The organism is Myceligenerans halotolerans, from assembly GCF_054782975.1.
This window is the reverse complement of record NZ_BAAGRL010000047.1, coordinates 1-12,295: the sequence shown is the minus strand read 5'-3', so window position 1 is coordinate 12,295 and position 12,295 is coordinate 1. Positions and strand designations below refer to the sequence as shown.

General features: G+C 68.2%; 13 protein-coding genes. 9 read left to right on the top strand and 4 right to left on the bottom strand.

Annotated features, from left to right (window positions below; translation table 11 throughout):
• Positions 1 to 62 precede the first annotated feature (62 nt).
• Genes ACYVK5_RS23045 through ACYVK5_RS23035 form a run of 3 tightly spaced genes read left to right on the top strand, consistent with a single transcriptional unit; the run spans position 63 to position 5,171 of the window.
• Complete coding sequence (locus ACYVK5_RS23045) at positions 63 to 608, top strand: DUF4194 domain-containing protein (RefSeq protein ID WP_460708321.1); 546 nt, start codon at positions 63 to 65, stop codon at positions 606 to 608.
• Positions 601 to 3,981 carry an ATP-binding protein gene (locus tag ACYVK5_RS23040; RefSeq protein WP_460708320.1) on the top strand — a complete coding sequence of 1,127 codons (3,381 nt, stop codon included), beginning with the start codon at positions 601 to 603 and terminating at the stop codon, positions 3,979 to 3,981. Before ACYVK5_RS23045 ends, ACYVK5_RS23040 begins: the two co-directional genes overlap by 8 nt.
• Positions 3,978 to 5,171 carry a Wadjet anti-phage system protein JetD domain-containing protein gene (locus tag ACYVK5_RS23035; RefSeq protein WP_460708319.1) on the top strand — a complete coding sequence of 398 codons (1,194 nt, stop codon included), beginning with the start codon at positions 3,978 to 3,980 and terminating at the stop codon, positions 5,169 to 5,171. Before ACYVK5_RS23040 ends, ACYVK5_RS23035 begins: the two co-directional genes overlap by 4 nt.
• Positions 5,172 to 5,309: 138 nt before the next feature.
• Here the strand turns inward: ACYVK5_RS23035 and ACYVK5_RS23030 are convergent, their stop codons facing one another.
• From ACYVK5_RS23030 to ACYVK5_RS23020, 3 genes are all read right to left on the bottom strand, one after another.
• Complete coding sequence (locus ACYVK5_RS23030) at positions 5,310 to 5,867, bottom strand: PIN domain-containing protein (protein ID WP_460708318.1); 558 nt, start codon at positions 5,865 to 5,867, stop codon at positions 5,310 to 5,312.
• A gap of 16 nt (positions 5,868 to 5,883) precedes the next feature.
• A complete protein-coding gene (locus ACYVK5_RS23025) occupies positions 5,884 to 6,405 on the bottom strand; it encodes a helix-turn-helix domain-containing protein (protein ID WP_460708317.1) in 522 nt (173 codons plus the stop codon).
• Positions 6,406 to 6,508: 103 nt separating this feature from the next.
• Positions 6,509 to 6,964, bottom strand: coding sequence for a luciferase domain-containing protein (locus tag ACYVK5_RS23020; RefSeq protein ID WP_460708316.1), 456 nt, complete (start codon positions 6,962 to 6,964; stop codon positions 6,509 to 6,511).
• Positions 6,965 to 7,190: 226 nt separating this feature from the next.
• Here ACYVK5_RS23020 and ACYVK5_RS23015 point away from each other — a divergent pair, with 226 nt between their 5' ends.
• From ACYVK5_RS23015 to ACYVK5_RS23005, 3 genes are all read left to right on the top strand, one after another.
• Complete coding sequence (locus tag ACYVK5_RS23015; RefSeq protein WP_460708315.1) at positions 7,191 to 7,472, top strand: hypothetical protein; 282 nt, start codon at positions 7,191 to 7,193, stop codon at positions 7,470 to 7,472.
• Positions 7,469 to 7,813 carry a recombinase family protein gene (locus ACYVK5_RS23010; RefSeq protein WP_460708313.1) on the top strand — a complete coding sequence of 115 codons (345 nt, stop codon included), beginning with the start codon at positions 7,469 to 7,471 and terminating at the stop codon, positions 7,811 to 7,813. The genes ACYVK5_RS23015 and ACYVK5_RS23010 overlap by 4 nt, the downstream gene beginning before the upstream one ends.
• 93 nt (positions 7,814 to 7,906) lie before the next feature.
• Positions 7,907 to 8,728, top strand: a complete 822-nt coding sequence (locus ACYVK5_RS23005; protein ID WP_460708312.1) for an alpha/beta hydrolase — start codon at positions 7,907 to 7,909, stop codon at positions 8,726 to 8,728.
• Between the two features lie 22 nt (positions 8,729 to 8,750).
• On the opposite strand, the gene ACYVK5_RS23000 is transcribed toward ACYVK5_RS23005, so the two are convergent.
• The gene (locus tag ACYVK5_RS23000; RefSeq protein ID WP_460708311.1) at positions 8,751 to 9,209 is read right to left on the bottom strand and encodes a deaminase; all 459 of its coding nucleotides are present in this window, start codon (positions 9,207 to 9,209) and stop codon (positions 8,751 to 8,753) included.
• Between the two features lie 362 nt (positions 9,210 to 9,571).
• On the opposite strand from ACYVK5_RS23000, the gene ACYVK5_RS22995 reads away from it, so the two are divergent.
• The 3 genes from ACYVK5_RS22995 to ACYVK5_RS22985 all read left to right on the top strand — a co-directional run bounded on the left by ACYVK5_RS22995 (position 9,572) and on the right by ACYVK5_RS22985 (position 12,167).
• Entirely contained in the window at positions 9,572 to 11,098 is a 1,527-nt protein-coding gene (locus ACYVK5_RS22995) for a helix-turn-helix transcriptional regulator (RefSeq protein ID WP_460708310.1), read from the top strand.
• Between the two features lie 10 nt (positions 11,099 to 11,108).
• Positions 11,109 to 11,597: an NUDIX domain-containing protein gene (locus tag ACYVK5_RS22990; protein ID WP_460708309.1), complete on the top strand. Its 489-nt coding sequence runs from the start codon at positions 11,109 to 11,111 to the stop codon at positions 11,595 to 11,597.
• A 207-nt stretch (positions 11,598 to 11,804) separates the two neighbouring features.
• Positions 11,805 to 12,167 carry a signal peptidase I gene (locus ACYVK5_RS22985; protein WP_460708308.1) on the top strand — a complete coding sequence of 121 codons (363 nt, stop codon included), beginning with the start codon at positions 11,805 to 11,807 and terminating at the stop codon, positions 12,165 to 12,167.
• Positions 12,168 to 12,295: the final 128 nt, after the last annotated feature.

The window sequence follows — 12,295 nt, the reverse complement described above, 5'->3', positions numbered from 1 at the left end:
AAAACAGCAGAGAAACGCCCGGCCGCTGACGCGGCCGGGCGCTACTCACGGATCCGGGTCTGATGCGCGGCGTCGTGTACCGCGAGTCGGACGAGGCCCGGTGGATCGCACTCGGCCGTCACGCGGGGCCAGTGCGGGACCATTTCGCCGCCATCGGCGTCGACGTGGTGATCGACGACGTCGAGGGTTACGCCTACCTGCGCGCCCGTGAGCCGGAGGACGGCGAGGAGCCGCTCCCCCGCCTGGTCAACCGGCGTGCCCTGACCTACAACGTGAGCCTCCTGCTCGTACTGCTGCGCAAGCGCCTCGCGGAGTTCGAGGCGACCGGCGGCGAGGGACGCCTCGTCCTGAGCCGCGACCAGATCGTCGAGATGCTGCGGGTGTTCCTTGCGGAATCGACCAACGAGGCGCGCGTCCTCGACCAGGCGGTGCGCACGATCAGCCAGGTCAGGGACCTGGGCTTCCTCCGTGAACTGCGGGGCCAGACAGACGTGTGGGAGGTGCGTCGCGTCCTGAAGGCGTATGTCGACGGTCAGACGATGGGCGACTTCGACGCGAAGCTCACCGAGTACGCGAACGCCCAGACGGGAGGTGAGTCCGATGGCTGACGCACTGTTCTCGGCGGTGGAGGTCGAGTCACCGGACAAGCTCACCGGCTACCGTCTGCAACGCATCGAGGTCTACAACTGGGGCACGTTCCACAAGCATGTGTGGTCGCTCTCGCCGGCAGGTCAGACGTCCTTGCTCACCGGCGACATCGGCAGCGGCAAGTCCACCCTGGTAGACGCCGTGACGACCCTGCTGCTGCCGGCCAACCGCATCGCCTACAACAAGGCGGCCGGTGCCGACAGCAAGGAGCGCACGCTGCGCTCGTACGTGCTGGGCCATTACAAGTCGGAGCGCAACGAGACGACCGGTGCGTCCAGGCCGGTCGGCCTGCGCGACCACACGTCGTACTCGGTGATCGTGGGTGTCTTCCGCAACAGCGGGTTCGACGAGACGGTGACGATCGCTCAGGTCTTCCACCAGCGGGACCGCACCGGCCAGCCCGACCGGTTCTTCGTCACCGCACAAGCGGACCTCTCGGTCGACCCCGACTTCAGCGGGTTCGGCGCCGACCTGAAGGCACTCAGATCCCGCCTGCGCGCTGCGGGCGCGCGCATCGACACCACGTTCCCCGAGTACTCACGGCGGGTTCGGCGGCTGCTCGGGATCCGTTCAGAGCAGGCGATGGAACTGTTCCACCAGACGGTCTCGATGAAGTCGGTGGGCAACCTCAACGAGTTCGTCCGTGGCCACATGCTGGAGCCCGCCGACGCCGCGAGTCGCGTCAGCGGCATCGTCGAGCACTTCGAGAACCTCACCAAAGCGCACGAGGCCGTCCGCCGTGCGACCGACCAGCTCGCGGCCCTCGAACCACTGATCGACTCGTGCGACAAGTACGAGGACGTCGTCGAGCGGCACCGGTCCCACGTGCGCCAACGGGACGCCGTCGCCCCCTACCTTTCCGAACGTGCCGCGTCGATCCTGACGACCACGCTCAATCGGGACCGCACCTTTCTGGCTGCCCGAGAGGACGAGCAACAGAGCCTGGAACGTGATCGACGATCGCTTGCCCCGAAACGCGACCGCCTCGTGGGCGAGCGGCAGAGCGCAGGCGGTGACCGACTCGGCGAGCTGGAGACCGCGATCCCGCAGGCGGAGCAGACGCTCCAGGACCGCAGCGGGCGCCGTCAGGCCTACGCGCTGCTGCTCGACCAGGCAGGCCTCGACGACGTCACGTCGTCGTCGGACTTCGCAATCCGCGCGTCCGCCGTCATAGCCCGCAACGAAGGTCTCAAGGACGAGCGTGGCCAGATCAACGCCGACATGGAGCCGTTGCTGGAGCGCCGCGCCGATATCAACCGCAAGGGCACAGCACTACGCAAGGAGATCGCGGGGCTGGAGAGCCGGCGCAACAACCTCCCGGGCCGCCTGGTCGAGCTGCGCGAACGGCTGTGCGCCGAGCTGGGCTTCGACGAGGCGGACGTGCCTTTCGCCGGCGAGCTCGTCGACGTGCGGGACCAGCACGCGCAGTGGCGCGGCGCCGCGGAACGGGTTCTCCGCGGTTTCGCGCAGAACCTCCTGGTACCCCAGCACCTGTACGACGACGTGACCGCCTGGGTCAACGCCCACCACCTCGGCACCCGGCTGGTCTACCTGCGTGTCCCGGAGCGCCGTGTCCCCTCCCGGCCGGCGGACCGCGGTCGGGGCCTGCGTCTGTATGACGTCCTGGAGGTCGAGGACGGCAGCTTTGCTGGCTATCTGACGGCGGAGCTGGCACACCGGGCCGACCACCGATGCGTCGACGACGTCGACGAGCTCCGTCGGGAGGACCGTGCGGTCACGCGTGAGGGCCTGGTCAGAGATCGCGACCGCCACGAGAAGGACGACCGCAGACGCGCCGATGACCCCCGCACCTGGGTCCTCGGCCGTGGCAGCGAACAGAAGATCAAGGCACTCATCACAGAGGCCGGCACGCTCCAGGAGCAGCTGACTGAGATCAAGGATCAGCTCACCACGCTGGACGAACGGCGGGAGGCACTCGACGCCAACGCCGCAGCGCTCGCGGGCCTGGCCCAGTACACGACCTGGCGCGAGATCGACGTGGACGAGGCCAGCAAGGCCCTTGCGGCCCTCACCGGCGAGCGCGATCGCCTGGTGGCCGGCTCGTCCCGGCTGACGGAAATCGACCGCCAGCTCGCCGAGCTGGCCGAGCGCGAAGCCGCACTCACCAAGCAGATCGGCGCCGTCGGCCAGACGATCGGCGGCCTCAAGAGCGACATCACGGCCGCGCAGCGCCGCCTCGATCGAGAACGCTCCACCATCGACGCGCTCGACGAGGCCGCTCTGACCGCTGCCCGCGACTGCTACCCGTCGCTCGAAGAGCGGATGGGTCGCAAGGTCCCCGCCACGATCGACGAGTGCGACGCGACCGCCGCGACGCTCCCGCGGGCCATCAATGCGGCCGTCGACGAGGCGCAGCGCCAGATGAACGGCTACGTGACCAACATCCAGCAGCAGATGTCCGAAGTTCGGCGCCGGTGGCCAGAGGCCACGACCGAGATGGACGCCAGCGTCGCGGCGATCGGCGAGTACCGAAGCCTGCGAGACCGGGTGCGCCGTGACGATCTGCCGCGGTTCGAGGCCGAGTTCAAGCACCAGCTCAACACCAATGCCGTCCGCGAGCTGACCCAGTTCTTCGCCTGGCTGCGCCGACAAGCCGAGCAGATCGGCGAGCGAGTGGACCGGATCAACGAGGCGCTCTCGGCGATCGACTACAGCCCCGGCCGGATCGTGCAGCTCGTCGCCGAGCCGACGCCCAACCAGGAGATCAAGCAGTTCCGGGCGGACCTGCGCACCGCGACCACCAACGTGCTCAGCCCGGACGACGCCTACACGGAGCAGCGGTTCGAGGACGTGCGCCGCATCATCGAACGGTTCCGCGGCAGGGAGAACCACGCCGACAGCGACAAGGCGTGGACCCGACGAGTGACGGACGTGCGCAACTGGTTCACGTTCGCCGCCTCCGAGCAGGACCGGGAGACGGAAGCCGAGCACGAGCACTACACCGACTCCGACGGCAAGTCCGGAGGGCAGAAGGAGAAGCTCGCCTACACGATCCTGGCCGCGTCGCTCGCCTACCAGTTCGGCCTGGAGTGGGGCGCCGAGGCCTCGCGCGACTTCCGGTTCGCCGTGATCGACGAGGCGTTCGGGCGCGGGTCGGACGCCTCGACCCGGTACGCACTCGGGCTGTTCGCCAAGCTCGGGCTCCAGCTCCTGATCGTGACCCCGCTGCAGAAGGTGCATGTGATCGAGCCATACGTGCACTCGATCGGCTTCGTCGACAACCCGACCGGTTCCTCTTCTCGCGTGCACACCCTCACCATCGAGGAATACCACGAGCGGCGACGTGAGCACGCCGGGCAGGCCACCGCGTGAGCGGCAAGGCGGCACGCCCGGCCAGGCGCTGGACGACGCCGTCGGACATCGCGGCGAAGGTGCGCCGCCGGTGGGACGACGGCACCCTGCTCCGCGCCCTCGCGGCAGGCGACCCGTTCCCGGTCCTCGACGTCCCGGTCCGCGGCCCGGCGGCCGCCGACCTCGGTGAACGCTTCGACGAGGCACGCGACTGGGCGGCTTCCCTGGAGGCCGGATCGCGTGGTGGCAGGGCGTACGACCTGGTCAGCACCAGCGTCGGCGGCCGGACCGCCGGCCGCACCGAACTTCCCGGGCGTGCCGTGGTCGCGTCCTTCGACCAGGCGTGGCGCCTTCTCGGCGTCCTCGACGACGTCGCGGCATTCCGCCGCGTGCTCACGATCGCCGACGACATCCTGCCCGACGAAACCGTCCGCGCCTGGGTGCTGGGCAAACCGCTGCGGGCCCTGGCGCTGGAGCCCGAGTGGCCGGCGATCACCGCCGCCTATTGCTGGCTGCGCGACAACCGCGGCTCCAGCAGGTACGTGCGCCAGATCGACGCACCGGGTGTGGACACCAAACTGGTCGAGCGACACCGGCCCGTGCTTGCGGAGATGCTCGGCGTCACCTCCCGCGCCGGCGGCTTCGCTGCCGACCTCGGCCTGTCCGGCAAGCCCGCGATGGTCCGGCTACGCTGCGCGCCGGGCCTCCTCGGCCTGCCCGACGCCGTGTCGGACCTGGCCCTGCGCCTCGACGAGGCCCGGCAGCTGACTCCCGGGGTGATCGAACAGGCGCTGATCGTGGAGAACGAGGTCACCTACCTGAGCGCGCCGATCCCCGCAGGCGGGCTCGTCCTCTGGGGCAAGGGGTTCGACGTCGACCAGCCGGCCTCCCTCCCCTGGCTCACGGGAACCGACGTGGCCTACTGGGGTGACCTCGACACCCACGGCTTCGCGATCCTCGACCGGCTCCGCGCGTGGCTCCCGCAGGCGCGGTCCGTGCTGATGGACCGGGACACCCTCCTGGCTCACGAGGAACGCTGGGGACAGGAGGAACGTCCGACGTCGGCCTCGCTCACCCGCCTGACCAGCGCCGAGGCGGCCCTCTACGCCGACCTCGTCAGCGACCGTCATAGAACACGGGTGCGCCTGGAGCAGGAGCGGATCGACTGGGCGTGGGCTTCCCACCGGCTGGGTGCCGGGCTCGGCCCGTAGCAGGCCCGGTATCGAGGCGTGCCCCTGGTCCGCTACGGGGTGGCCCGCCGGGGTGGCGGCATGCGGCTGGACTCGAAGCCCCGGCCCTGCTCAAGGCATGAAACTGCCGGAACCGTCGTCCTGTCCGGAGATCAAGCCTCACACGTCGCGGATCATCGCTGCGGCCTGCGTCATCCCGTATCGGGCCGACAACAAGTCGAGCAGGTCGTCGATGGTGCGCGGCGGGTTGACGTACCGGGCGCTGATCCTTCCCAGTGCGCGTCGCGCTATCTCAGGTGAGACGGAGACCGAGTCCGCCGCAAATCGCGCGGCCGTGACCACGGAGATCCCATGGGGCAGGCGCTTGGCCGGCAGGTCTTTGACGTTGTCGCTGACGATCACTCCGGCACCACCCACGACCGCAGCGGCGACCAGGTGCTCGTCGTCGGGATCCGGCAGGCCGTACGAACCCTCCAACGGTTCCCAGCCCTCGACACACGAGTCGTCGAACGCCCAGCCCATCTGATCGACCAACCGCCGGGCCGCCGCCTCGGCCTGCTCCGGCTCTGCACCCCGGTGAACTCGCTTGTCGGCCTCGACCCGGACCAGCTCGTCCAGGATCGCTTGCGACCAGATCGGCCGGTACAGACCCTCAGCCGCCATGCTCAGCAGAAAATCCCGCTGCAAGCTCGGCCACAACACCGAGGTGTCCAGCAATGCTGTGAACACCCGGTCACCCCCGCCGCTCTCGCGCCGCCGCCCTGCGCGCCTCGCGCAGACGGTCGATCATCTCGGCGGGATCGTCCTCGTCCTCGAGGTCCACCGCCGTGGCGTCGAGCATCGCGTACTGCCGGGCCCGCCGCCGCTCACGGTACGCAAGCACGTCACTCAGCAGGAGACGCCGCCGGTTCCCGTTGCGCTCAGCGGCCAGTTCACCCGACTCGATCATCCGCACCACTGTCGGCCGCGATACCCCGAGCAGATCAGCCGCCTGCTGTGTCGTCAATTGTGGCTCCTGCGGCGACACCGTGACCGCCTTACCCGCCGCGAGCGCCTCGACCACCTGCACCAAGGCCCGGTAGACCGTCCCCGGCAACTCGATCTGCTCACCCTCATCACTACCGACGAGCAAGAAGCGCCGGGCAGGCTCGGTCCCCCGCCGCTCGCTGTGAGCGGCAAGGAAACTAAGAACCTCGGCTGCCCCAGGGCCCGACTCCTCCGGGACATAGGTCTGTGATGCCAGCTCTGCGCCCATGACACTCCCTTGATTGCTCCTACGAACGTATCGTAGGTCCTTTCGGAACGTTCGCATAGGGTAGATCGGCTGCTCCATGCTTCCCGGCTGCAGAGTGCAGATCTCAGGCCCAGCGGGCGAACGCGATGCTCTCTTCGACCACCGACACCACGGCGTCCACCTCGTCCGCATCCCGGGGGCCGTAGATCATGTACTCGGTGCCGAAGTCCTCGTACTGGTGGGCCTCGGCCCAGCCAAGAGCAACCAGTTCCTCGCCGCGTTCGTGCGGCAGCACCAGGTGCACGCTCGTATCGGTGACCCCGTGCAGGTGGACGGGCTCCAGACGCCGACCAGAAGCGAGGTTCGTCTCCGCAGCGCGCTCCTCATCCATACCCTCAAGAAACACGGCCCGGGACGACGCCGGCGAAACCTGACTGTGCCCCTCCCGGACACCATCGAGCGCAAACACCCGCGCCACCAGCTCGCCCCACACCGCCGGGGACGACTTCTGAGTGAGCTGGCGATGCGGACCCTGGTCAGAGGTCTGCGGGCGCTCGCCCGCGCGTTGCGTCTTGAGCACCCGCAGACCGTAGAGCGGCGAGACAGCAGCTCGCACCGGTATTTCGACCTGCCGATTGGCGCCCCCCTTTCGGCACGCGGACGGTGGGACTCTGCGGCAAACATGCAGAGCGACCGCGTCACGCATGCGCTACAGAGTTCTCGGTGCGCCGAGTTCGATGGAAGGCGTACGAGAGCCCGCCCTGATCGTTGCCCGTGGGCTCACGCCGAACCCTGGAGCGTGAACCATGCCGAACCCCAAGTCACCTTCGCTGCACGCGATGTTCGTCGCGTTGACCGAGATTCTCGAGATGCTCGGCGAGGACCGCATCGCCCGCCTGACACTGCTGCGCGGCGGAACCGTCTCGATCGAACCCGTTCACCTCTCCGACGGCGCCTCGATCGCTCGCGACCTCGGCCTGACCGAGACCTTCATCCAGCGCCTCGCGGTACCGACCGTCGCCGACTGGTCCGGAACCGTCTCGGGCATGGAATGCCACGTCCGGGCACTGGCCGGGAGAGACGGGTGAGCGGGCCGCGGCCGGTCGCGCTCGGATACATCGCCGCCCACACCAGCGCCCAAGCACAGCAGCAGCGCGAAGCCGTCACCGCGTACGCGCAAGCGGAAGGCCTCGCCCTGGCGGACCTGCTCGACGACACCCGCGACGGCCTCACCATCAGCCAGGTCACCGAAGCCGCCCGACATCATGAGGCCGACGTCGTGGTCGTCCCAGGATCAGCCCGGCTCGCCGAGGCGTACACCCGCCTCGCGTTCGAACTGGAGAAGCACGGAGTGCGCTGCACCCTGCTGGGCGAAGCCCGCACGCCACGCCGTATCTGGACTCCCTCATCGGTCCGGCCCCGGTCGTGATCCCGACGGCGCTGCTGAACGTCGACGGGCACTCACGGAGGTTGCTCGGGCAGACTTGCCCGTGTCACTCCCCCAGCCGACCAGGAGGTTTCCATGCCCACCGAGTCCCGCGTGGAGTTCCGCTCGCTCGACGGGTTACGGCTGGTTGGCGATGTCGTGATACCGGACGCACCGCCGCACGTCGGGGTGCTGCTGGTCCACGGCCGTGGGGTGACGCGACACGAGTCCGGGTTCTTCAACCGGATCGCCGGAGAACTCGCAGCCGCAGGGATCGCATCCCTACGCTTCGATCTGCGCGGGCACGGTGAATCAGAAGGAACGCAGGAGGACGTGACGGTCGCCGGGCTGCTGAACGATGTGCGAGCTGGTTTCGATGTGCTCCGTTCGGAGACGGGCGTCGCCTCGACGTGTCTCGTGGGGCAGTCGTTCGCGGGTGGGGTGTGCGCGCTCTACGCGGCCAGGCGACCGGCCGAGGTGGATCGGCTGGTGATGCTGTGCCCGCGGATCGACTACAAGAAGCGCACCATCGACTCGCGCCCGTACTGGGTGGACGACCACCTGGACGCAGAGCACGCCGAGGCGCTCACCCGCGACGGGTTCCTGCAGTACTCGACGAGCTTCCGGCACGGACGAGCATTCCTGAACGAGGTGTTCTGGCTGCAACCGCACACCGCCCTGAGCGACATCACCGCCCCGACCTTGCTGGTGCACGGGGACGCGGACACGCAGGTCCCGATCGACCCGTCCTACGATGCAATCAAGGAACTGAACGCCGGCTCCCGGCTCGTGGTCGTCGAGGGAGCGGGACACGGATTCTCCGTCGCCGGGGACAAGGCATACCGGCAGCCACAAACCCTGGCCTGGCAGGCCGAGGTCATCGACGAGATCGCCGAGTGGGTCTCTCCCGAGTCCTGACCGCGTAGTGGGCTGGCGAGACTCAGGACAGATCGAGATGCCGATTCATCGCCATGGCGGCGTCGGCAAGATCCGCCAGCTCGACAACCTGCACGCCTTCCTGCTCAAGCTTCTCCACTCCGACGCACTCATCGACAAATGTCGACGGCTCTCGCCAGGCGATAACCACACGCGGAATCCCGGCCCGCAGGATTCGGTCGGTGCACGGCGGCCGGGTCTTCGTCGCGCGTTCCGAGCATGGTTCGAGGGTGCTGTAGATCGTGGCCTGAACCAAGCGCGGATCGTCGGCGTCGAGCTTGTCGAGGGCGGACTCCTCGGCGTGCACCTTCGGGTCAGTCTCCCTGGAGTAGCCGTAGGAGATCTCAGCGCCATCCAGGCCAACGATGACAGCACCGACTGAGAATGCGCCTTCGACCTGTGGGCATTTCTTCGCGAGTTCAATGGCCCGGTTCATCCAGCGGTGGTGGTCAAGCTCGGTCACTGGTCGGTCTCCTTCGAGGGTTGGTCGCGCAACAGCACGGCTCGTCGATTTGATTGACGTCGAACGGGCCATCCGGCGGACAGGAGGCGCCTCCCGGCCAAGGATCTCGTACGAGTAGAGCCCTGACCAGGTCGCAAGGACGGATGCTGCACGCTTGCTACACGGATGCGGCAGTGCGACGTCAGCCGTGACCGCGCCGCCGTCCGCTGTCACCACGGGTGTGGCATCTCTGTGGCATCCCGACTGCGACGCGGCTTCATGATGGAACTGTGAGCGGCCGTCGTGGATCATGCGATGTGAGGAGCCTCCCGACCGGCCCGAACGTCCGCCGGGTACTCGGGGCCGAACCGAGGGAGCGGGTCATGGGACGACGTGCAGAGCTTGCCGCCCGACGGCGCAGCCGTGGCATGACCCAGGAGAGTCTGGCAGCCCAGCTACAGATCGAACGGACCACCGTCGCCCGTTGGGAAGCCGGCCACACAGCGCCGATGCCGTGGGTACGTCCCCTCCTCGCCCAACTCCTGGACATCACCCCGGATCACCTCGACCTGCTGCTGTCCACCCACAAGATGGGCTCGCAGACGACGAGCGCGGATCCGACCGCGTCGGAGTCGCTCATCGCGCAGATGGCATCCGGCTCCCGGCAGGCCGGCCCGACGGATCTCGCAGCGACGAGCACCATGACCGACAGCGACGTCGGCCGTGCCCTGCTGTTCGCGGCGGGGACGCTGCGCGGTCTGGCCGGCGCCGTTTCGTCCGACGTCCTGGGCCACAAGAACCTCGCTGAGCCTGAACTGCAGTTCCCTGATGACTTGGACCGTGCCAGAGCAAATGCGGCGAGTCTCTGGCAGCAGCAGGCGCGGCAGCAGGACAGGCCCACCATGCTCCCGTTCGTCAAGGAGGCCACCGCGGATGCAGGCTGGCGTTGGCTTCTCGATCCCGCCGACGACGACACGTCTCACCGGGGCGAACGCCGAGTCACGCCAGAGGACATCGATGCGCTGCGCTCCCGCCAGGAGCAGTTCCTCCAGTTCGACCGCCGTCATGGCGGCGGCACACTTCGGGGACCGCTGGCCGGATGGTTGCATCGTGACGTGGAGCCGATGCTGCACGGCGCCTACAGCGACCGGGTCGGTCGGCAGCTGTTCGCTGCTACAGCCGAGCTGACGGGGCAGCTGGCGTTCATGAGCTATGACGCCGGTGATCACGGATTGGCGCAGCGGCACTTCATCCAAGCGCTACGGCTGGCCAAGGCAGGTGACCATGCGGCGTTCGGCGCGCACGTCCTGGCGAACATGTCCACCCAGGCCGTCTACCTCCGTCAGCCCGGCGAGGCCGTGCGGCTCGCGCGAGCAGCGGTGGACGGCGGACGTGGCTCTGGGGTCGTCATGGCTCGCCTGCACACCGCCGCAGCAGCCGCCCATGCCGCCGCAGGCGATGCACGCCGATGCGCCGATGCGCTTGGTCGGGCCGAAGTTGCCATCGATCGATCCACCGAGACTGGCGATGAGCCTGGCTGGGCCCAGTACTTCACGCGAGCGCACCTGGCGGGCACCGCGATTCGCTCTCTGCGCGACCTCGGCCGGACGAAGGAAGCGCTCGAGTACGCCGATCAGGCACTGGACCTGCGCGAAGGCAACATTCGCACTCGTGCCCTGCACACGGCACTCATCGGAAGCGTCCACGCAACCGGCTCGTCCGCCGATCCCGGGCGTGCCAGCCAGCTCGGCCACGACGCGCTCGACCTCGCCGGGCGCCTCCGCTCCGGTCGAGTCGCCGACAGGATCGCCGGCCTCGAACGGCGGCTGTCCACGTGGAGCGGAACTCCGGCAGTCGATGAGTTTCTGCACCGTGCCCGCAGCTACGTCCTGCCGGCTGGCCGTCGGTAGAGTGACTTCGGTGACGTGGGTTGAACCAGCGCAGTGGTACGCACAGCTTGCAAACTTCTACGCCGCCAGCGCGCTGTTCGTCACCGACGCGGCCGGACGGGTCCTGCTGGTGAAGCCGAACTATCGTGACGGCTGGGCGTTCCCGGGAGGCTACGTCGATCAGGGGGAGACCCCGCACGCGGCCGCTGCCCGCGAGCTCGCGGAAGAGCTGGGACTCGCGCTCCCGGTCGGCGACCTGCTGGTGGTCGACTGGGCCTCACCGGCTCCGCCACGGCCCAGGGCTTTGATCAACTTCGTCTTCGACGGCGGCCGGCTCACCACCGAGCACGAGATCCAGATCGATACCGGCGAACTGGAGACCTACGGGTTCCACGACCCTGACCAGGGTCGACGCCTCCTGCCACCTCGAGTCGCACCACGTATCGATGCCGCGTTCGCCGCCCGAGCGAAGAACGGAACAACGTATCTGTTCGACGGGATGCCTCCGTCGCAGCCATGAAGCACCCGCTCGTGATCTGTGACGCTACCGTCGGCGACGGCGAAAAGTTGGCCGCCATCGATCACTCACGGACCGGCAATCGGTAGAGTTCGAGCGCTTCGTCGCGCGTGAGCTTCTCAAGGCGTTTCTCGGCTGCGGTGGTGCCAGAGCAAAGCAATTCGCGGAGAGTTTTCTCTGTCGACATCCCGATACCGAAGTGGACACGCGATGACTGACACCTGGTACGCAGGCAACGCCAACGACGACGCCGACCAGCACCGCGGCTGGCTGCTGGGCCACTTCATCGCCCCCGAGACTCCTGGCTCGGCCGTCCGGAACAGCAGCGACCTCGAGATCAAGTGGGGCACCCACCCCGCCGGACAACAACGCCCCGAATGGACCGCCGACGATCGGCGCACCACCCTCCTCCTGCTCGTTTCCGGGCGCTTCCGGCTCGACCTGACCCTTGGCTCCACCACCTTGCAGAAGCAAGGCGACTACATCGTCTGGGGACCCGGCATCGACCACTCGTGGCAGGCAGAAGAGGACTCCGCCGTCATCACCGTCCGATGGCCGTCGATCGCGGGATGACCACTTCGCGCCCGTACACGATCACGAACTGTCGTCGCTGCGCGTCCTGCCCCACCATCACGGTTCTGACCCGGATCCGTGGGTAGCCGGGATCGGCCTGCGTGTTGACAGGGAAAAGACCCCTTCTG